Origin of the sequence: Actinoplanes italicus (assembly GCF_003001815.1) — a bacterium.
GTDB classification, from domain to species: domain Bacteria; phylum Actinomycetota; class Actinomycetes; order Mycobacteriales; family Micromonosporaceae; genus Actinoplanes; species Actinoplanes italicus.
The window spans coordinates 105,141-124,564 of the sequence record NZ_PVMZ01000024.1; the positions used below are offsets into that span (position 1 = coordinate 105,141).

At 71.1% G+C, this 19,424-nt stretch carries 18 protein-coding genes; 9 read left to right on the plus strand and 9 right to left on the minus strand.

The features are described from left to right. Positions 1–17: 17 nt before the first annotated feature. Entirely contained in the window at positions 18–1,295 is a 1,278-nt protein-coding gene (locus CLV67_RS41550; RefSeq protein ID WP_106328781.1) for an acetyl-CoA C-acetyltransferase, read from the plus strand. A gap of 303 nt (positions 1,296–1,598) precedes the next feature. On the opposite strand, the gene CLV67_RS41555 is transcribed toward CLV67_RS41550, so the two are convergent. The 3 genes from CLV67_RS41555 to dhaM form a co-directional block, all read right to left on the minus strand. Continuing rightward, positions 1,599–2,999 (minus strand): glycoside hydrolase family 10 protein, encoded by a 1,401-nt coding sequence (locus CLV67_RS41555; protein WP_106328783.1) that lies wholly within the window; start codon positions 2,997–2,999, stop codon positions 1,599–1,601. Positions 3,000–3,170: 171 nt separating this feature from the next. Continuing rightward, the gene (locus CLV67_RS41560) at positions 3,171–3,431 is read right to left on the minus strand and encodes an HPr family phosphocarrier protein (protein WP_106328785.1); all 261 of its coding nucleotides are present in this window, start codon (positions 3,429–3,431) and stop codon (positions 3,171–3,173) included. Then, positions 3,415–3,801, minus strand: a complete 387-nt coding sequence (gene dhaM / locus CLV67_RS41565) for a dihydroxyacetone kinase phosphoryl donor subunit DhaM (protein WP_106328787.1) — start codon at positions 3,799–3,801, stop codon at positions 3,415–3,417. Before dhaM ends, CLV67_RS41560 begins: the two co-directional genes overlap by 17 nt. A gap of 87 nt (positions 3,802–3,888) precedes the next feature. On the opposite strand from dhaM, the gene dhaK reads away from it, so the two are divergent. From dhaK to CLV67_RS41590, 5 genes are all read left to right on the plus strand, one after another. Beyond that, positions 3,889–4,890 (plus strand): dihydroxyacetone kinase subunit DhaK, encoded by a 1,002-nt coding sequence (gene dhaK / locus CLV67_RS41570; RefSeq protein WP_106328789.1) that lies wholly within the window; start codon positions 3,889–3,891, stop codon positions 4,888–4,890. Position 4,891: 1 nt separating this feature from the next. After that, a complete protein-coding gene (gene dhaL, locus CLV67_RS41575) occupies positions 4,892–5,518 on the plus strand; it encodes a dihydroxyacetone kinase subunit DhaL (RefSeq protein ID WP_106328883.1) in 627 nt (208 codons plus the stop codon). 152 nt (positions 5,519–5,670) lie between these two features. After that, positions 5,671–7,242 (plus strand): methyl-accepting chemotaxis protein, encoded by a 1,572-nt coding sequence (locus tag CLV67_RS41580; protein ID WP_239166858.1) that lies wholly within the window; start codon positions 5,671–5,673, stop codon positions 7,240–7,242. A 50-nt stretch (positions 7,243–7,292) separates the two neighbouring features. After that, a complete protein-coding gene (locus CLV67_RS41585; protein ID WP_106328791.1) occupies positions 7,293–7,958 on the plus strand; it encodes an acetoacetate decarboxylase family protein in 666 nt (221 codons plus the stop codon). A 128-nt stretch (positions 7,959–8,086) separates the two neighbouring features. Next, positions 8,087–9,448, plus strand: coding sequence for a YibE/F family protein (locus tag CLV67_RS41590; protein ID WP_106328793.1), 1,362 nt, complete (start codon positions 8,087–8,089; stop codon positions 9,446–9,448). Positions 9,449–9,455: 7 nt separating this feature from the next. Here CLV67_RS41590 and CLV67_RS41595 read toward each other — a convergent pair whose 3' ends face one another. Next, entirely contained in the window at positions 9,456–10,100 is a 645-nt protein-coding gene (locus CLV67_RS41595) for a DUF4360 domain-containing protein (RefSeq protein ID WP_106328795.1), read from the minus strand. Positions 10,101–10,306: 206 nt separating this feature from the next. Continuing rightward, positions 10,307–12,493: an SF1B family DNA helicase RecD2 gene (gene recD2, locus CLV67_RS41600; protein WP_106328797.1), complete on the minus strand. Its 2,187-nt coding sequence runs from the start codon at positions 12,491–12,493 to the stop codon at positions 10,307–10,309. A 59-nt stretch (positions 12,494–12,552) separates the two neighbouring features. On the opposite strand from recD2, the gene CLV67_RS41605 reads away from it, so the two are divergent. Together CLV67_RS41605 and CLV67_RS41610 are read left to right on the plus strand one after the other, a co-directional pair. Then, positions 12,553–13,527, plus strand: coding sequence for an acetylxylan esterase (locus tag CLV67_RS41605; RefSeq protein ID WP_106328887.1), 975 nt, complete (start codon positions 12,553–12,555; stop codon positions 13,525–13,527). Between the two features lie 45 nt (positions 13,528–13,572). Then, entirely contained in the window at positions 13,573–15,543 is a 1,971-nt protein-coding gene (locus CLV67_RS41610) for a hypothetical protein (RefSeq protein ID WP_106328799.1), read from the plus strand. On the opposite strand, the gene CLV67_RS41615 is transcribed toward CLV67_RS41610, so the two are convergent. From CLV67_RS41615 to CLV67_RS41625, 3 genes are all read right to left on the minus strand, one after another. After that, positions 15,524–15,796 (minus strand): YggT family protein, encoded by a 273-nt coding sequence (locus CLV67_RS41615; RefSeq protein WP_106328801.1) that lies wholly within the window; start codon positions 15,794–15,796, stop codon positions 15,524–15,526. The two genes, CLV67_RS41610 and CLV67_RS41615, sit on opposite strands and share 20 nt — an antisense overlap. Positions 15,797–15,884: 88 nt before the next feature. Beyond that, positions 15,885–16,709: an aldo/keto reductase gene (locus CLV67_RS41620; protein WP_106328803.1), complete on the minus strand. Its 825-nt coding sequence runs from the start codon at positions 16,707–16,709 to the stop codon at positions 15,885–15,887. A gap of 625 nt (positions 16,710–17,334) precedes the next feature. Next, positions 17,335–17,649: a hypothetical protein gene (locus CLV67_RS41625; RefSeq protein WP_146169508.1), complete on the minus strand. Its 315-nt coding sequence runs from the start codon at positions 17,647–17,649 to the stop codon at positions 17,335–17,337. Between the two features lie 142 nt (positions 17,650–17,791). Here CLV67_RS41625 and CLV67_RS41630 point away from each other — a divergent pair, with 142 nt between their 5' ends. Beyond that, a complete protein-coding gene (locus tag CLV67_RS41630) occupies positions 17,792–18,067 on the plus strand; it encodes a hypothetical protein (RefSeq protein ID WP_106328807.1) in 276 nt (91 codons plus the stop codon). A 220-nt stretch (positions 18,068–18,287) separates the two neighbouring features. Here CLV67_RS41630 and CLV67_RS41635 read toward each other — a convergent pair whose 3' ends face one another. Next, complete coding sequence (locus CLV67_RS41635; RefSeq protein ID WP_106328809.1) at positions 18,288–19,316, minus strand: Glu/Leu/Phe/Val dehydrogenase dimerization domain-containing protein; 1,029 nt, start codon at positions 19,314–19,316, stop codon at positions 18,288–18,290. Between the last annotated feature and the right edge of the window lie 108 nt (positions 19,317–19,424).

Genomic DNA, 19,424 nt, shown 5'->3' on the forward strand with positions numbered 1-19,424 from the left:
CGATCTGGAGGATAGTCGTGCCGAACGTGCGCCGTGTCGCCGTGCTGGGCGGGAACCGGATTCCGTTCGCCCGGTCCAACAGCCGCTATGCCCAGGCTTCGAACCAGGACATGCTCACCGCGGCCCTGGACGGCCTGGTCGCCCGCTTCGGGCTGGCCGGCGCCCAGCTCGGCGAGGTCGTCGCCGGTGCGGTGCTCAAGCACTCGCGTGACTTCAACCTGACCCGTGAGGTGGTGCTCGGGTCGCGGCTCGACCCGCGGACCCCCGCCTACGACATCCAGCAGGCCTGCGGGACCGGTCTGGAGGCCGCGATCCTGGTCGCCAACAAGATCGCGCTCGGGCAGATCGACGCCGGTGTCGCCGGTGGCGTGGACACCACCTCCGACGCCCCGCTGCAGGTCAACGAGGACATGCGCCGGGCGCTGCTGGAACTCAACCGGGCCCGGTCGCTCGGCGCGCGGCTCAAGGCCGTTGCCAAACTGCGCCCGCAGCACGCCATCCAGCCGGAGCTGCCCCGAAACGCCGAACCGCGTACCGGGCTGTCGATGGGCGAGCACGCGGCGATCACGGCGGTGAAGTGGAACATCGACCGTGCCGCCCAGGACGAGCTGGCGCTGACGTCGCATCAGAGGCTCGCTGCGGCGTACGACCGCGGCTTTTTCGATGATCTTCTGACGCCCTATCTGGGTCTGACCCGGGACCAGAACCTGCGCCCCGACTCCACGCTGGAGAAACTCGCTTCGCTCAAGCCGGTGTACGGCAAGCAGAACGCCACAATGACGGCCGGCAACTCGACGCCGCTCACCGACGGCGCGTCGGCGGTGCTGCTGGCGTCGGAGGATTGGGCCGCGGCGCGGTCGCTGCCGGTGCTGGCCTGGTTCGCCGACTCGGAGACCGCGGCCGTCGACTACGTGCACGGTGACGAGGGGCTGCTCATGGCGCCGGCCTACGCCGTGCCGCGGATGCTCGCCCGCAACGGGCTCACCCTGCAGGACTTCGACTACTACGAGATCCACGAGGCGTTCGCGTCGCAGGTGCTGTCGACGCTGGCGGCGTGGGAGTCGCCGGAGTTCTGCAAGGACCGGCTCGGCCTGGACGCGCCGCTCGGCTCGATCGACCGGGCGAAGCTGAACGTCAACGGTTCCTCGCTGGCGGCCGGCCACCCGTTCGCCGCGACCGGCGGCCGGATCGTCGCCACGCTGGCGAAATTGCTGGCCGCGAAGGGCTCGGGCCGCGGCCTGATCTCCATCTGCGCCGCCGGTGGGCAGGGCGTCGTCGCGATCCTGGAGCGCTAGCGATTCCGCGTGGTGATCTGTGGTCCGCGGGTGGGCGCGGGTCACCACGTTGGGCCGGTGTTGTTGTCGCGTGGTGATGTGTGGTCCGCGGGTGGGCGCAGGTCACCACGTTGGGCCGGTGTTGTTGTCGCGTGGTGACCTGCGGTCCGCGGGCGGGCGCAGGTCACCACGTTGGGCCGGTGTTGTTGTTGCGTGGTGATCCGTGGCCCGTGGGTGGGCGTAGGTCACCACGTTGGGTGGGTGTTGTTGTTGCGTGGTGACCTGCGGTCCGCGGGCGGGCGCAGGTCACCACGCAACGGGGGATCAGCGGGCGGTGCAGGTCGTCGTCGTGGACGGGGCGTTTCCGGTGCCCTGGAAGCCGAACGACGTGCTGGCGTTCGCGGCGACCGTGCCGTTGTAGCCGACGTTGGTGAACGACACCGCGCCCGAGGTGCCGCTCGCCGTGGCGCTCCACGTGTTCGACACCGCGGCGCCGGTGGGCAGGGTGGCGCCGACGGTCCAGCCGGTGAGCGCAGCGGTTCCGGCCTTTACCGTGACGGTGGCGACGAAGCCGCCGTTCCAGGCGTTGACGGCGACGGTCGCGGTGCAGCTCTTGGTGCCGGACGGCTGGCTGGGCGACGGCGAGCCGGGGTTGCTGGGCGACGGCGAGCCCGGGTTGCTCGGTGACGGCGAGCCGGGGTTGCTCGGTGACGGCGACGAGGTGCTGCCGCCGAAGGCGCTCAGCACCGCGTTGTACGCCGCCTTGGGGTTGCCGCTGCCGTCGAACAGCAGCGGGGTGCCGCTGGCACGCCACGAGTCGGTGTCCCGGATGCCCCAGACGGTGATGCCGTTGCACCGGGTGACGGCGAGGCAGTCCTTGACCACGTTGCCGTAGGTGGTGGCCTGCGTGGTGCCGGAGCCCTCGATGTCGAGCTCGGTGATCTGCACGTCGACGCCGAGGTCGGCGAAGTTCTGCAGGGTGGTGCGGTAGTTGCCCGGGTAGGGCGATCCGCTGTTGAAGTGCGACTGGAAGCCGACGCAGTCGATCGGCACACCGCGTGCCTTGAAGTCCTTGACCATGTTGTAGACGCCCTGCGTCTTGGCCCAGCTCCAGTTGTCGGTGTTGTAGTCGTTGTAGCAGAGCTTGGCGGCCGGGTCGGCGGCGCGCGCGGTCTTGAACGCGTCCTCGATCCAGTCGTTGCCGGTGCGCTGCAGGTTGGAGTCGCGGCGGCCGCCGTTGCCGTCGTCGAACGCCTCGTTCACCACGTCCCACGAGTCGATCTTGCCCTTGTAGTGGGTCATGACCTGGGTGATGTGGTTCTTCATGGCGTTGCGCAGCGCGGTGCCGCTCATGCTCTGCATCCAGCCGGGCTGCTGCGAGTGCCAGGCCAGCGTGTGCCCGCGCACCTTGGCGCCGATCTCGTTGGCGCGGGTGATCAGCCGGTCGGCGGTGGTGAAGTTGAACTGGTTCTGCTGCGGCTCGAGAGCGTCGATCTTCATCTCGTTCTCGGCCGTGACCGAGTTGAACTCACGGTTGAGGATCGTCGAGTAGGTCGAGTCGCTCAGTCTGTTGAGCGAGACCGCGGTGCCGAAGTAGCGGCCCTTCTCGGCGGCTGCCGCTCCGAGGGTGGTGGCCGCCTCGGCGGATGGGGACAGGGCGACGAACGTTCCGGCGGCGAGCAGGCCGGTGGCCAGCACGCCCAGGATGGTACGGGGACTCCTCATGGGGGATCTGCCTTCGGTCCAGTCGATTCGGGGTATCGACGGGTGGCTCTGGACGGCCGAAACTTTAGTTATCCCGTCCGTGATCCACCAAGGTCAAATTGTCCTTTCTCCCCGCTAATGATGAGGATGGGAGCGCGCCCATATGGCGGAGAGGCTCCGAAACTTTCGGAACTACTTGGTGGTACGAAGCACCTCGGCGACCGCCGCGGCGGCGGCTGGTGCGTCATCGCCCTCGGCGTGCACGGTGACCGTGGTCCCGGCGGCGGCGCCGAGCGACATCAGACGCAGGGCGCTGCGGGCGCTCGCTGACCTCTCGCCGTACCGGATCTCCACGGTCGCGTGGAAACCCGCGGCGGTCCGGACCACCGCGCCGGCCGGACGGGCGTGGAGTGCCGCGGGCAGGACCACCGCGACCTCAGAACTTGGGGACATCACGGGCCTCCCGGGCGGCGTCGGCGACGGTGTCGAGGTCGGCGCCGGTCGAGGCGAGGACCGCGGCGGCCACCGCGCCCTCCACGAACGGGGCGTCCACCAGCAGAGGGCCGGGTGAGAGATCCTCCAGGACGGTGCGGGTGGTCAGCACCGCGCTGCCCAGATCGGCCAGCACCAGCACGCCGGCCCCGGCCTCGGCACGGCCGATCGCGGCAGCGATCAGTTCCGCGCTGGTGCCCAGCGTGCCGTCCTCGGTTCCGCCGGCCGGTTCCACCCGGACGTCGGGACCGGCGACCTGCGCGAGCAGATCCCGCACCCCGGACGCCAGTGACGGGCTGTGTGACACGAGCACGATCCCCACGTACGCCATGGATCCCGATGGTAGTCACGCCAAAGGCTTGGCCGAATCACTCAGCGCGACCATGCTGAGGGAGGGACCGAGGCAAAGGAGCCGGCCGTGAAGAAATTCATCAACGATCCGAACGACGTGGTGGCCGAGGCGCTCGCCGGGATCGCCGCCGCCCATCCCGGCGACCTGCGTGTGGACACCGCCGGGCAGTACATCTGCCGCGCCGACGCGCCCCGCTCCGGCAAGGTGGCGCTGGTCTCCGGCGGCGGCTCCGGGCACGAGCCGCTGCACGGCGGCTTCGTCGGGCCCGGGATGCTCGACGCCGCCTGCCCCGGCGAGGTCTTCACCTCCCCGGTGCCCGACCAGATCCTCGCCGCCACCAAGGCCGTCGACGGCGGCGCCGGGGTGGTCCACGTGGTGAAGAACTACACCGGTGACGTGATGAACTTCCAGATGGCCGCGGAGCTCGCCGCCGACGAGGGGGTCACGGTCGAGACCGTCCTGGTCGACGACGACGTGGCGGTGGAGAACTCGACGTGGACGGCCGGGCGGCGCGGCACCGGCGCCACCCTGCTGGTCGAGAAGATCGCCGGGGCGCTGGCCGAGGAGGGCGGCAAACTGGCCGAGGTCGCGGCGATCGGCCGCGAGGTCAACACCGCCTCCGGCTCCTTCGCGTACGCGTTGACCGCCGGCACCACCCCCGCGGCCGGGCGTCCCGGCTTCGACCTGCCGGACGACGAGATCGAGGTCGGCGTCGGCATCCACGGCGAACCCGGCCGTCGCCGGGAGAAGCTGCGCCCGGCGCGGGACCTGGTCCGCTCGGCGCTCGACGCGATCCTGGAGGCCAAGCCGGTCGCTGACGGCGATCAGGTGATCGTGCTGGTCAACGGTCTGGGCGGCACCCCGCTGCTCGAGCTCTATCTGGTGTACGGCGAGGTCGCCACGGTGCTGGCCGAGCGCGGTGTGCGGATCGTCCGGCGGCTGGTCGGCAACTACGTGACCAGTCTCGACATGGCCGGTCTGTCGATCACCGTGACCCGGGTGACCGACGAGATGGTCCGGCTGTGGGACGCGCCGGTGCGTACTCCCGGACTGCGCTGGGGTGCCTGACGTGGATGTCGCTCTCGCCACCGCCTGGCTGCGCGCGGCCGCCGACGCCGTCACCGCCGACGCCGATCTGCTGACCCGGCTCGACTCCGCGATCGGCGACGGCGATCACGGCGCGAATCTGCGGCGCGGCTTCACCGCCGTCGTCGCGGTGTTAGACGGCTCGGAGTTCGCCGGCGTGGGCGACGTGTTCGTCCGGGCCGGCGCCACCCTGATCTCCAAGGTGGGCGGCGCGTCGGGTCCGCTGTACGGCAGCGCCCTGCGTGCCATCGGCAAGGCGTTGCCGCCCGGTGAGTCCGCCGACCTGGCCGATCTGGCCCGGGCGCTGCGGGCCGGGCTGGACGCGGTGTCCAAGCTGGGCGGTGCGGCTCCGGGCGACAAGACCATCGTGGACGCGTACGGCCCCGCGGTGGCCGCCTTCGAGGACGCGGTGGCCGGTGGCGCCGCCCTGCCCGAGGCGGCGGCCGGCGCGGCCCGGGCAGCCGGTGACGGGGCCCGGGCCACCACACCGTTGACAGCCCGCAAGGGCCGCGCCTCCTACCTCGGCGAACGCAGCGCCGGCCACCAGGACCCGGGCGCCACCTCGACCTGGCTGCTCTTCCAGGCGCTGGCCGACGTCACCGCCCCCTGAGGTCCCACCCGCCCCTCTCGTCAATCTGGACGAGTCAGCCCGCCGGAGCCATCCGTGCCGGAAGACTGGGTCCGGGCGGCTCTCTCAAGCGCGAACCGGCGGTGCCGATCCTGCGGTCAAGGGCTGGACGATGAGAGATGGGGACACCGGGGATGGCGTTGAGCAGGTTGTTCGATGACCGGTCGCTACGCACCAAGATCGGCGCTGCCGCGATGACCGCGACGGTCAGCGGGCTGATCGTCGGTGGGCTGGCCGTGAACACGATCTTCGAGCTGAACGATAACGCCGCGGTGGCCCACCGGCAGTCGCTGGCGATCGAGACGGCCGTCGGGTCGTTCAGCACCAACATCGAGGCTTTCAGCGGCGGCATGTCCTCGCTGCAGCTCTACCCGTCGCTCGCCGACCGGATCAAGCAGGGCATGGAGGCGAACCAGGCTGCGGTCGCCGACGCCTTCAAGGCGCTCGACCAGCATCTGCCCGGTGACGAGGTGGTCGCCAAGGCGAAGACCGACTGGGCCGACTATCTCGCCTTCATCAGCGCCCCGCCGGCCGGCCGGGCGACTCCGGCGCAGCTCGCCGAAGCGGTCAAGAAGTACGACAGTCTGCGAACCGCCCTCGCCGAGGACCAGAGCGCCCTGCGCGAGCGGGCCGTCAAGATGGCCGAGAAGAGCATCAGTGACTCCGAGTCGTCCGGCTCCTCGGCGGCCTGGACCGTCGGCGTGGTGCTGGTGATCGGCATGCTGCTCAGCCTGGTGATCGGTTTCCAGGTCGCGGCGCGGGTGCGCCGGACCGTCCGTGAGGTCGGCCGGATCGCCGAAGGGCTGGCTGAGGGCGACCTCACCCGTACGTCCGGAGTGAAGAGCCGTGACGAGATCGGCCGGATGGCCGCCGCCCTGGATCAGGGTGTGGCCCGGCTGCGTGAGGACATGGTGAACCTCGGCGGCAGCGTCGGCACCCTGCAGGACGCGGCCGGCCGGCTCAGCTCGGTGGCCGGCGGCGTCGACGCGGCCGCCAGCCAGGCGTCGGTGCAGGCCGGCACGGTCGCCAGCGCGGCCGACACGGTCTCGCACAACCTGCAGGTGGTCTCGGCCGGCTCGCAGGAGATGGGCTCGGCGATCCGCGACATCAGCATCTCCACCTCGGAGGCGTCCGAGGTGGCCGCGCAGGCCGTCCGGGTGGCCGCCGAGACCAACGCGATCGTGGGCCGGCTCGGCGCCTCGTCCGAGGAGATCTTCACCGTCGTCAAGGTGATCACCAGCATCGCCGAGCAGACCAACCTGCTCGCCCTGAACGCGACCATCGAGGCGGCCCGCGCCGGCGAGGTGGGCAAGGGCTTCGCGGTCGTCGCCGGCGAGGTCAAGGACCTGGCGCAGGAGACGGCCAAGGCCACCGAGGACATCTCTCAGCGGGTGCAGGCGATCCAGGCCGACACCAGCGGCGCGGTCACGGCGATCGGCGAGATCACCGAGATCATCGAGCGGATCAACGGCATCCAGCTGACCATCGCCTCGGCCGTCGAGGAGCAGACCGCGACGACCGCGGAGATGAACCGCACGCTCAGCGAGGCGGCGAACGGCGCCGGGGACATCGCGATGACCATCGGCTCGGTCTCCGAGGCGACCCGCAAGACCACCGACACGGTCGGCGAGACCCGTCACGCGGCCGACGACCTGAGCTCCACGGCGGCTCAGCTCCAGGCGGTCGTCTCACGATTCCGCTACTGAGCCCATCGAGACCCATTGAACGTTCGCTCAGGTGATGCCAGGGTGGGGGCATGTACCCGCCCGAGCCCTGGCATCTGCGCGGACAGATGTATCTGTCGGTCTTCCTGATCCCCCGTCGCGACATGCCGGCCCTGCCGCCGGTCCTGGACGCGGCGGTGCGCCCGCTCACCGTCGGCGGGCGCGTCGCCGTCGGCGCCGCCTGGGTGTCGTACGAACCGGGCGGCGTCCTGCACTACAAGGAGCTGCTCAGCGCCGTCCTGGTGCACGAGCGCGGCCGCCCGCGGGTCAGCATCACCGACATCTGGGTGGACAGCGTCGCCTCCCGCGAGGGCGGCCGCCGCCTCTGGGGCATCCCGAAGGAGCTGGCCGACTTCCGGATCGACACGGACGCCGAGCCACTGGTCGACGCGACGATCTCCACCCCGGACGGTGCGTCGTTCGGTTCCGCGCTGGTGCGGCTGAAGCGGCGGTTGCCGGGCCGGTTCCCGCTCGGTTTCACGGTGGCCCAGCAACTGGGCGAGCAGGTGCGCCGCACCCCCGTGCGGGGCCGCGCCGGACTGCGGACCGCCTCCGCGGCGTGGCGTCCCGAGCCGGACGGCCCGCTCGGCTATCTGGCCGGCCACCGTCCCGTCCTCAGCCTCGCGATCACCGACTTCTGGCTGGTCTTCGGACGTTCCGCCGAGGACCGCGCGAAGAACCGGGCCCGCTCGGCCTGACCCCTGCGGCTGTGTCGTTCTGCTGTCCCAGCGCCGCTGAGACAGCAGAACGACACAGCCGCATCGGTCCTTCACCGCCGGGTACGGTTCGCGGGGACGATCCGCCGCCGACCGCGTCGAGGAGCACGATGAGCGCCGAGCACCACCACCATGCCCACGGTGACCTGCCGCAACTCCCGCAGGGACGGCGCCTGACCCTGATGCTGCTCGTCCCGGCGGTGCTGGTGACCCTGGTCGGGATGCTGCTGCTCTGGCCGCGGGACACGCCGACGGCCGAGGGCGCGGACGGGCCGGTCACGGCAACCGGTCAGGTGGTGGCGGTGTCGCCCGAGGAGTGCCCGGCGGTGCCGGAGGGGGAGAACCCGCTGGAGAACTGCGGCACCGTGACGGTCCGGCTGGACGACGGGACGCAGGTCACCACGGACATCCCGGTGGGGCCCGGGGCGCCCGAGATCGAGGCCGGTGACGACGTCACGATGCTGGTGCTCAACGAGGAGGACGGCAGCAGAAGCTACTCGATCACCGACCACCAGCGTGGCGGGCAGCTCTGGCTGCTCGGCGCCGCCTTCGCGCTGGCGGTGATCGCCTTCGGCCGATGGCGGGGCCTGACCGCGCTGGCCGGGCTCGGCGTCACCTTCGCCATCCTGCTCTGGTTCATCGTCCCGGCGATCCTGGACGGCCGGTCCCCGGTGCTCGTCGCGGTGGTCGGCGCCGCCGCGATCATGCTGATCGTGCTCTATCTGACCCACGGTCTCTCGACGACCACGACCATCGCGGTCGCCGGCACTCTGGCCAGCCTGGCGATCACCGCGGTGCTTGCCGCCGCGGCCACCGCGGGCACGCACCTGACCGGCGTCGCCGACGAGACGTCGAACTTCCTCACCATCACACAAGGCGACGTGAACATGCGCGGCCTGTTGCTCGCCGGCATCGTGATCGGCTCGCTGGGCGTGCTTGACGACGTGACGGTCACCCAGTCGGCGACCGTCACCGAGCTGGCCGTGGCCAATCCGGCGTACGGGTTCCGGCAGCTCTACCGTGCCGCCACCCGGATCGGCCGGGCGCACATCGCGTCGGTCATCAACACGATCGTGCTCGCCTACGCCGGGGCGTCCCTGCCGCTCATGCTGCTGTTCGCGGCCGGTGACACTCCGCTCGGCGAGTTGCTCACCTCGCAGATGATCGCGCAGGAGCTGGTACGCAGCGCGGTCGGCACGATCGGTCTGGTCGCCGCGGTGCCGATCACCACGGCGCTGGCCGCCTTCCTGGCCGCCCGAGGCAGTGCCGCCCATGGCAGTGCCGCCCATGGCAGTGCCGCCCACGGGCCCGCCGCTCCTGCCGGGGAGGAGGAGCGACGGGCGGGATCAGAGGGACACCGGCCGGGATCAGAGGGACACCGGCCCGGATCGGCGGGGCACCGCGCCGAGGATCGGCGGCAGCCCCCCGCGGAGGAGGACCGCTGGGCAGCCTTCGTGGACCGCGACCGCTGAGCGGCGCCTACTTGCAGGACTTCCAGGCAACCCGGTACAGCGTGTTGATCGAGGCGTCGGTCGAGTCCATCGACAGGAAGTTGGTGTGCTTCTTGGTATCCGACGTCCCGCGGTTGACCCGCAGGTCGGTGTTGATGTTCAGGTAGCGCTTCTCACCGCACGGCAGGAAGCTCGTCGAGGCGATGGCCACCTGGTCGGTACGCTGCCAGTCGTCCTCCAGCGGGCCCTTGAACTTGTGCTGGCTCATGGTCGTCTTGGAATGCCCCTGGAAGTAGTAGCTGGCATTCTGCTCGCCGTACGCGCCGTCGCGCAGGCTGGCGTATCCGCGGTAGTCGGCACTGGCGATGGCGAACGTGAATCCGGACGGCACCTTGATGTCGAGCAGTAGCTGGCAGTTCTTCCGGAAATCGAGCGGCGTCGCCTTCGGCCCGACGGACGCGGTGTATTCGGAGTACGTGACCGTGAAAGCGGTGTTGTCCGGCGACACCTGGATGGCCGCGCTGCCCTTGGGACAGCCCGAACCGTTGGCCGAAGCCACGCTGATCACCATCATCTTGTCCGGTTTAGGTGCCAGTTCGGGCGCCGCATGAGCGGGCGCGGCGACCGCGAGTGCACCGAGAAGCGCCGTGCCCACCGTCATCGAACGCAACATGAGAATTCCCCCCGTCAGTTTTCAGGACCCTTTTCCAGAAGTGGAGAATGGTTCGGAAAAGGGCCTGAAGAATGGCTTGTAATACCCACACTAGCGAGCCTGGGAACTGTCGGGACCCGGGCGGGGAACAGCCGTACCAGAGTTTCGACAACACGGCCGTTCCGGCCGGATTTCCGCATTCGCCGCCCCAGCGGGCGCCGGGTGTGCTAAGAACCGAGCCGACGGGTCAGTGCCGTGTGCCGGCGGCCCGCCCCGACCGTGCGCACGGCCGCGGCCAGCGCCCGCCGCGAACCGACCAGCACGACCAGCCTCTTCGCCCGGGTGATCGCGGTGTAGAGCAGGTTGCGCTGCAGCATCATCCACGCGCTGGTGGTCAGCGGGATGACGACGGCCGGGTACTCCGAGCCCTGCGACCGGTGGATCGTGATGGCGTACGCGTGCGCCAGCTCGTCCAGCTCGTCGAAGTCGTACTCGATCAGTTCGTCCTCGTCCGTGCGTACCGTAAGGGTCTGTTCCTCGGGCGACAGCCCGGTGACCACTCCCACGGTGCCGTTGAAGACACCGGCCGCGCCCTTGTCATAGTTGTTGCGGATCTGGGTGACCTTGTCGCCGACCCGGAACACGCGCCCGCCCATCCGCCGCTCCGGCAGGCCCTCGCGATTCGGGGTGAGCTCCTGCTGAAGCAGGGCGTTGAGCGCGCCCGCGCCGGCGGGGCCGCGGTGCATGGGCGCGAGGATCTGGATGTCGCGGCGCGGGTCGAGGCCGAACTTGCGCGGCACGCGGTGGCAGGCGACGTCCACGGTGAGCGCCGCGGTGGCCTCGGTGTCGTCGCACGGAAACAGGAAGAAGTCGGTCAGGCCCTCGAAGCGCGGCGGTTTTCCCTGGTTGACGCGGTGCGCGTTGGTGACCACGCCGCTCTCGGCGGCCTGCCGGAAGATCTGGGTGAGCCGCACCCGCGGGATCACGTCGGCGGCCAGCAGATCGCGCAGCACCTCACCGGCGCCGACGGAGGGCAGCTGGTCGACGTCGCCGACGAGCAGCAGGTGCGCGCCCGGCGCGATGGCCTTGACCAGCTTGTTGGCCAGGATCAGGTCCAGCATGGAGGCCTCGTCGACGACCAGCAGGTCGGCGTCGAGCGGATTGTCGCGGTCGAAGGTGGCGTCCCCGCCTGGCTGGAGCTTGAGCAGGCGGTGCACGGTCGCGGCCGGGTGACCGGTCAGCTCGGCGAGCCGTTTGGCGGCCCGGCCGGTCGGCGCCACCAGCTGGATCTTGGCGTTCTTGGCGGCGGCGAGTTCGACGATCGATCGTACGGTGAAGCTCTTGCCGCATCCCGGGCCGCCGGTGAGGACCGCGACCTTCGACGTCAGCGCGAGCCGGACGGCCTCCTCCTGCTCGGGCGCGAGCGTCGAGCCGGTGCGTTTGTGCAGCCAGCCCAGCGCTTTGGCCCAGTCCACGTCATGGAAGTGCGGCATGCGGTCCGCTGTGACGCGCAACAGACTGACGAGCGTCGACGCGAGGGATTGTTCCGCGCGATGGAACGGCACCAGATACACGGCGTCGTCCTCTCGCACCACGCCCTCCTCCTCGACGAGTTCGGCGAGGCAGGAGGGGATCAATGTCTCCGGGACGTCAAGGATCTTCGCCGCGTCCTCCATGAGTGACGAAGCGGGGAGGAAACAGTGCCCGTTGTCGGTGGCCTGCGACAGCGTGTACTGCAGGCCGGCTTTCACCCGCTCGGGACTGTCGTGCGGGATGCCGACGGCCTGCGCGATGGTGTCCGCGGTCTTGAAGCCGATGCCCCAGACGTCCGCGGCCAGCTTGTAGGGACTGTTCTTGACCACGCTGATGCTGGCGTCGCCGTACTTCTTGTAGATCCGCACGGCGATCGAGGTGGAGACGCCCACACCCTGCAGGAAGACCATCACCTCCTTGATCGCCTTCTGTTCGGCCCACGCCGCGGTGATCTTCGCGGTGCGTTTCGGGCCGAGCCCGGCGACCTCGATCAGCCGGTCCGGCGCGGTCTCGATGATCTCCAGGGTGTCCAGTCCGAAATGGTCCACGATCCGTTCGGCGAACACCGGCCCGATGCCCTTGACCAGCCCGGACCCGAGGTAGCGGCGGATGCCCTGCACCGTCGCCGGCAGCACCGTGGTGTACGAGACGACCTCGAACTGCCGGCCGTACTGCGGATGCGACGACCACCAGCCGCTCAGCCGCAGGCTCTCGCCGGGCTGCGCGCCCAGCAGGGCACCCACCACGGTCAGCAGATCCGAGCCGCTGCGGGAGGTCGCGACCCGGGCCACGGTGTAGCCGGTCTCCTCGTTGACATAGGTCAGCCGCTCCAGGACGGCCTCGAGGACGTGCGGGGCGGGTCGGGTGGCTTCCGGTGGCACGCGCCCATCGTGCACGCAAGGTCTGGAACCAGCCAACCCCAGGGCCTAGCGTGATCGTCATGGCGCTCTTTGACCTTCCTCTCCCCGAATTGCGCGAGTACCGGCTCTCCCGTTCCGAGCCCGCGGGCTTCGACGACTTCTGGGCCGGGACCCTGGCCACCGCCCGCCGCGTGGCCCTGCCGCCGAAGCTCGTCGAGGCCGGCACCCCGCTCAGCGGGATCACCACCTACGACGTCACCTTCACCGGATACTCCGGCCAGCCGATCCGGGCCTGGCTGAACCGCCCGGCGAGCGTCTCCGGCCCCCTGCCGGTCGCGGTCGAGTTCATCGGGTACGGCGGTGGCCGCGGCCTGCCGATCGACTGGCTGGTGTGGGCCAGCGCCGGTTACGCGCACCTGGTGATGGACACCCGCGGCCAGGGCGGATCGTGGCGTGGCGGCGACACCCCGGACCCGGACGACTCCGGCGCCGGCCCGTCCACCCCCGGCTTCCTGACCCGCGGTGTGCTCGCCCCCGAGACGTTCTACTACCGGCGGCTGATCACCGACGCGGTGCGGGCCGTGGAGACGGCGACCGAGCTGCCCGGCGTGGACGCCTCCCGTCTCGTGGTGACCGGCAAGAGCCAGGGCGGGGCGCTCGCGCTGGCCGCCGCCGGTCTGGTGCCGGACCTGGTGTCGGCCGTGGTCGCCGGGGTGCCCTTCCTCTGCGACATCCAGCGTGCGATCACGATCACCGACAGCAACCCGTACGCCGAGGTGGTCCGGTTCCTGCGCGCCAACCCCCAGGCCGCCGAGCGGACCCTGAGCACGCTGGACCACGTGGACGCCGTCCACTTCGCCCGCCGGATCACGGCGCCGTCGATCCTGTCCGCGGCGCTGATGGACGACGTGTGCCCGCCGTCCGGGGTGTTCGCCGCCTTCAACGCGATCCAGGGGCAGAAGGAGATCGAGGTCTACCCGTGGGACGACCACGCCGGGGGCCGTAGCTTCTTCGACACCACGGCTCTGGAGTTCGTGGAGGATCGACTCAGCTGAACCCCTATGTAGAGAAACGGCAGAGGGTGAGTTACGGTGTCCCGCATGATCCTGACCCGGCTCACCCGGCAGGCGCTGCGACTGGCCGCCCGGCGCTGGCCCGCCGACCTGCGCGAGGAACTGCATCGCGAGTGGCTGGCCGAGCTCGCCCACCTCGAAGGGCGGCCCGGCACCGCCGGCCGGCGCCTCGGGTTCGCGATCAGCCTGCTCACCTCCCCACCCGTGCGCGACGCGGCCGGTGTCCCGCGCGGGTGGGCCGAGGCCCGGCCGGCGCTGAGCCCGGCCGCGGCGCTCATGCTGACCGCGCTGTTCGGCATCGGCGTGGTCGGGCTGACCCGCTCGCTCCTGCAACTGGTCTTCGAAGCCTCCGGCCGCGAGGTTTCGACGTGGCTCTACTTCGAGGGCGCCCCGCTGGTCAGCACCGTGTTCCTGGTGCTGTGGTGTGTGCCGATGGGCAGGTGGCTGGGCCGCCGCCTGCCGATGGCCCGCGACGGCCGTCTCGGTGTGGCCGGCCCGGCGGTACTCGCCCCGCTGGCCGTGCTGCCGGCGCTGCTCGTCTGGGGGCTGGGGGAGGGGCAGCTTCTCCCGCACCCGACCACCGCGATCGGAGCCGTCGCCTGGACCGTCCTGATCGCGCTCCTCGGCGCGGCCGCCGCCCGCGCCGGCCGTCCGGCCGCGACCGCGCTGGTGCTGGGCGGGGTTCCGGCGGTCGCGGTGGTGGCCACCGTGCTGGCCACCGTCCCGGTACTGCTCGCCCAGGGTCTCGACGCGGGACTGGCCTCCTTGACGATGTCGTTCGACACCGAGGTGCTGCGGCCGGACGAGTCCGGGCTGATCGTCCAGACCGGTGCCCTGGCCGGCCCGTTCCTCGCCTACGGCTGGCTCGCCGTCGTCTACGGGCGCCGCGCGGCGCACGCCCCCGATCGTCCGATCCGGATCGCCGAGCCGGTCACCGCTGAGGAGACCGTCCGGGCGGGGCTGCCGGGCGTGACCCTGGCCGCCGGGGTCACGGCCGTGCTGACCGGGGTGCTGGCCTGGGCGTACACGATCACCTATCTCACCCCGGCGATGCCGGTGATGTCCGAGGCCGCGCCGATGCCCGGCGGGGACGGCGAGATCTACCTGTGGGTCGCCGAGCTGCGCTGGGCCGCGATCCTGCTCACCGCGCTCGGCGTGCTGGTCGCCACCGCCGACCGCCGGTCCGCGCCACGCGCCGCCCTCGTGGTCGCCGTCGGATTGCTCGCCGCCGAGTCGGTGCTGCTGATCCAGGACGTGACCGGCATGGCCGGGCTGCGGATCGCCCTGCTGGTGGCGGCCGTGGTGATCGCGCTCGGCTGGGCGCTCGCCGGCCGGGTCGCCCCGGCGGCCACCCGGACCCGGACGACCGCCGCCGCGATCGCCGCGGCCGGACTCGGCCCGCTGCTGTTCGGCCAGGGCACCCCGCCGGAGAACCATCCGTTCATGCCGCTCGGGCTGCCGGTCACCACGACCGGGGTGGCCGTCGTGATGGTGCTGCTCGGCACGGTCACCGCCGTCACGACCAGCCGGTACCGGCTGCACCCGGTGGTGATCGCGCTGCTCACGGTCGTGCCGACGGTGATCCTGGCCGGGCTGGGCGCCTACCTCGGCAACGGCGTGAGCGACCGGACGTCCATCTACGGTGTCGTGCTCTCGCTGCCGCTCGCCGTGCTGGTGACCGCCGTGCTGCGGCGGCACCGGTCCCGGCGGCGCGGGCGTACCACGGCGCTCTGGGGCATGCTCACCGTCGTCGCGGTGCCGTCGACCATCGCGTTCTACCTCGCGGCGGTCATGCCGCTCGGGTTCGTGGCCCAGATTCTCTTCACGATCGACGGGACCGGGTATCCCGCGGACGGTCTCTCGGTGCTGCCGGGCGCCGCGCTCCTGCTGCTGCCGGCGGCGTTCGTGCTGGCGGGCCGGGCCGGCGGCGCCCCGGTGGGGGAGGCGCTGCCGGCACCCGGCCCGCTGCCGCAGCCGGTCAGAGGAACGAGCGGATGATGCCGATCAGCAGGAAGACCACGATGAACGCCAGGTCGATGGAGACACCGCCGGCGCGCAACGGGGGGAGAACCTTACGGACCGGCGCCAGGATCGGCTCGGTGATCGTGTAGATCACGTCGAGGGCCCGGGCGCGGAAGGAGCCGGGCATCGCCGGGCCGGCCAGCATCACGCTCCAGTCCAGCACCACCCGAACCACCAGCACCAGCTGGACCAGCAGCAGCGCGAAGCTGACCAGAGCGATGACGCTCATCGGAACCTCCGTGTGAGGGGTACGTGCCACCCACTATGCGGCGATTTCCTGTGAAATCGCTTAATGATCACTGAGGCCTGATTGAGGGTCAGTTGAAGTGGTCCGGGTGGGGGCCCGTCCGGCCGTCGCTCTCCAGCGCGTCGATCGCGGCGATCTCGTCGGCGGACAGCTCGAAGTCGAAGATCCGCAGGTTCTCCCGGATCCGGGACGGGGTCACCGACTTCGGGATGACGATCCGGCCCTGCTGTACGTGCCAGCGCAGTACCACCTGGGCCGGGGTGCGGTCGTGGTCGGTGGCGATCCGCAGGACGGCCGGGTCGGACAGCACCGCCGCCTGCGCGAGCGGGCTCCAGGCCTCGATCGCCACGCCCAGCTCGGCCGCGGTGGCCTGGGCGTCGCGCTGCTGCAGCGCCGGGTGCACCTCGATCTGGTCGACCGCGGGCACCGTGCCGCCGAGCTCGGCGACCGCCCGAAGGTGCTCGGGCAGGAAGTTGGAGACTCCGATCGCCCGGACCCGGCCGTCGGCCAGCAGACTCTCCAGCGCGCGCCAGGTGTCGAGGTACCTACCGCGTTTCGGGGTGGGCCAGTGGATCAGGTAGAGGTCGAGCCGGTCCAGTCCGAGCCGGGCGATGCTGGCGTCGAACGCGCGCAGCGTCTCGTCGTACCCCTGATCGTTGTTCCAGACCTTGGTCGTGATGAACAGCTCGTCCCGCGGCAGCCCGGCCGCCTTCAGGGCGGTGCCCACACCTGATTCGTTGCGGTAGATCGCCGCTGTGTCGATGCTGCGGTACCCCGCCTCGAGCGCCGTGGTGACGGCGGCGGCGGTCTCCGACTCGGGTATCTGGAAGACGCCGAAACCGATCTGCGGAATCGTGACGCCGTTGTTGAGCGTGATGACAGGCGTGTCGCCCATGGAGAGTGGTCTCCCTCTTCAGCCGTGCGGCCGCCCGGCTCGCCGACGGTGATCGGCGAGGCGAGCGATGTGCCTCACTTCTACCCCGCGCACGGCTCCACCCCAACCATCACCTCACCGGCACCCACCCAGGGAGCGGACGCTTCACCCGGTTCTGGTCAACAGCTGGTAACAACATGTGACGTTGTGGTCAAATGCCGGACCGCCGGCGATTCACCGGCTCCGGTTCCTGGTGGCGGCCGGGCCGCGTGCTCGGTATCTGGTGGCGGAGCGTCACGCCGCGATCCGCCGGCCCGCACCGGCGTCACCGCGTGTGCCCCGCCCGCCCGGTTTGCGTGAGTGACCGCCTGGAGCGAATCGCCCGCTGTCCGCCCTGCCGCCTCGATCCGCCCGGCCGGCGTGACGGTCACGCGCCCGGGATCGGTGTGCGCGGCGGCGGTCAGCAGCCGCTCCGAGGTCCGTCGTGGGCTGCCACGGCCGCACCGTGGCCGGCACGGTCCGCCGGTTCTGTTCCGCTCGTCCCCCGTGAGCGCACGTGGGTGATTGTCCGAGGGCTCGGAGCGTCCCCGGTCTCGCCGGGGTGGCCGTCCGCCGCGTGGCGGGCCCGGGGCCCGCGTCGTGGCGTTCACAGGCCGACCAGGCGGCGGGTGGCGATCGCGCCCCGGCGGCGTCCGGTCCGGCGGGTCACCGAACCGGAGCCGGTCCGTGTCTCCGCGGGTGCTCCGGGCCAGTCGTCACGCCTCGGGACTCCGGCGGGCACCGGCGGATGTACCGCCGGCCGTACCGCGATGGTGGTTCCGCCACCCGCCGGCAGGACCGGCGTGGTGACCTCTGGGGAAGCCTGGCCGTGGGCGGGCGGCAGCGCCGCCGGCTCTCGGCCGGTGGGGGGCTCGGTCGTGCTCCGGGACCCGTCAACCGGTATCGCCTCGGCTCGATGCATGGCGCTCATTATTGATGAACGTGCATTTAACGCAAGGCTCTCGGAGTGTCTGTAACGGCGTGGAAACAACTTTGCCGGTACGACTACACGCGCGCACTGTCACGCACAGTGACGCTGGCCGGGGCTGGCTATCCTGCCGGTTGTGATCAAGCTGCTCGGGGTGCCGGCGTTCGTGTGGGCCGCCCTCTGCCTGGCCCTCTCCGTCCTCTGGATCTTCGTGTGGCCGTCCGGTCAGGCCGCTGGGACCAGCGGGTTCACGTATGTCGCACTGCGCTGGGCGCACTCGCTGACCTGGCTGATCCTGGCTGTCGCCGCGACCGCTGCGGCGCTCGGCCTCCCGGTCGCGGCCCAGCGCATCGCCATGCTGGCGCTGCCCGCCTACGCCGCGTTCCTCTACGCCACCGTCACGACCGGCTGATCCGGCGGGTAGTCAGGCGCTGCCCGCCGAGGCGGCCAGGTACTCGTTGATCGTCGAGCGGGCTCCGCCGGCTGCCCCAGATGTTGGACCGCACCCGGTACGCCCGGCCGTCCGGGTCGAAGACCCCGCCGCTGGTCCACACCCCCGGCTCCCGGCGGTCAGCGGCGAACCGTCCTCGGTAACGGTGTACCGGCTCTTCCAGACGACGTGCGTTCGACCGTCAGCATGCCGTCAGGGTAGGAACCGCCGTCTCGCCGATCAGGAAGTCCACGAGCCGGGTCGCGGCGGCCGCCGGGGTGGACGACGTCTCCCGCGCCGCGTCGAGGATGCCGGACAGGGTGTGACCGATCCCGTCGATCCGGGCGGCCACCTGCTCCGGCGTCTCCCGGTGCAGCTCGGTGGCGACGGCGTGGATGATGCCGCCGGCGCTGACGACCACGTCCGGCGCCCACAGGATGCCGGCCTCGTGCAGCAGATCAGCGGTCTCCGGCCGGTCGAGCTGGTTGTTGGCCGGCCCGGCGACGGCCGCGCACCGCAACGCGGGCACGGTCGCGGCGGTCAGCAGCCCGCCGAGGGCGGCCGGGACCAGCACGTCCACCTCTGCGGTGAGACAGCCTCGCGGATCGGTCCAGGTGGCGCCGAGAGATTCGACGGCGGTACGGCGGGAGGCGTCCACATCCGACGCGATCACCCTGGCCCCGGCCGCGGTGAGCGACTCCACCAGGTGGGTGCCCACCCGGCCGACCCCGAGGACGGCGCAGCTGCGCCCCTCCAGCGACGGTGATCCGAAACGGTCAGCAACGACGGCCCGCAGGGCGGCGACCGCTCCGGCGGCGGTGCCGGGGGAGGAGTCCGCGGAGCGGCAGAGCACATGGTCCGTACGATCGCCGATGATCTCCATGTCGTCCGGCCCGGTGCCGACGTCCGGCCCGGTGGCGTAGATCCCGCCCAGCCCCTGGATCACGTCGCCGACGTCGTGCAGGATCGCCCGCCGATCCGCCTCCCGGCCGTCCGGGGGCAGCACCACCACGGTCTTGCCGCCCCCGTTCGGGAGGCCGGCGAGCGCGGTCTTCGCGGTCATCGCCTCGGACAGGCGCAGCGCGTCGTCGAGTCCGGCGCGCCAGTCCGGGTAGACGGCCAGGCGGCATCCGCCGAGCGCCTGACCGAGTGCGGTGGAGTGCACCGCGACGACGACCGGGTACCCCGACCGCATACCGCGTTCGACCACGACACGCTGGTGGATCGTCATCTGCTTCTCCCGTACATCTGAAGGGCCTTTGGTTTGAACCTAGGACGCCCGACGGAGCAGAAGTGATCACACCGAACTAAGTTCGGCGAATAGGCAAAGATGATGGCC

Bases quoted from the DNA above. Each gene is read 5' to 3' on its own strand.
- CLV67_RS41595 (WP_106328795.1), bottom strand. From the start codon at position 10,100: ATGTTGCGTTCGATGACGGTGGGCACGGCGCTTCTCGGTGCACTCGCG.
- CLV67_RS41585 (WP_106328791.1), top strand. From the start codon at position 7,293: ATGTACCCGCCCGAGCCCTGGCATCTGCGCGGACAGATGTATCTGTCG.
- CLV67_RS41555 (WP_106328783.1), bottom strand. From the start codon at position 2,999: ATGAGGAGTCCCCGTACCATCCTGGGCGTGCTGGCCACCGGCCTGCTC.
- CLV67_RS41560 (WP_106328785.1), bottom strand. From the start codon at position 3,431: ATGTCCCCAAGTTCTGAGGTCGCGGTGGTCCTGCCCGCGGCACTCCAC.
- CLV67_RS41580 (WP_239166858.1), top strand. From the start codon at position 5,671: ATGGCGTTGAGCAGGTTGTTCGATGACCGGTCGCTACGCACCAAGATC.
- CLV67_RS41620 (WP_106328803.1), bottom strand. From the start codon at position 16,709: ATGGGCGACACGCCTGTCATCACGCTCAACAACGGCGTCACGATTCCG.
- CLV67_RS41615 (WP_106328801.1), bottom strand. From the start codon at position 15,796: ATGAGCGTCATCGCTCTGGTCAGCTTCGCGCTGCTGCTGGTCCAGCTG.
- CLV67_RS41610 (WP_106328799.1), top strand. From the start codon at position 13,573: ATGATCCTGACCCGGCTCACCCGGCAGGCGCTGCGACTGGCCGCCCGG.
- CLV67_RS41625 (WP_146169508.1), bottom strand. From the start codon at position 17,649: ATGCATCGAGCCGAGGCGATACCGGTTGACGGGTCCCGGAGCACGACC.
- CLV67_RS41605 (WP_106328887.1), top strand. From the start codon at position 12,553: ATGGCGCTCTTTGACCTTCCTCTCCCCGAATTGCGCGAGTACCGGCTC.
- CLV67_RS41635 (WP_106328809.1), bottom strand. From the start codon at position 19,316: ATGACGATCCACCAGCGTGTCGTGGTCGAACGCGGTATGCGGTCGGGG.
- dhaM (WP_106328787.1), bottom strand. From the start codon at position 3,801: ATGGCGTACGTGGGGATCGTGCTCGTGTCACACAGCCCGTCACTGGCG.
- CLV67_RS41590 (WP_106328793.1), top strand. From the start codon at position 8,087: ATGAGCGCCGAGCACCACCACCATGCCCACGGTGACCTGCCGCAACTC.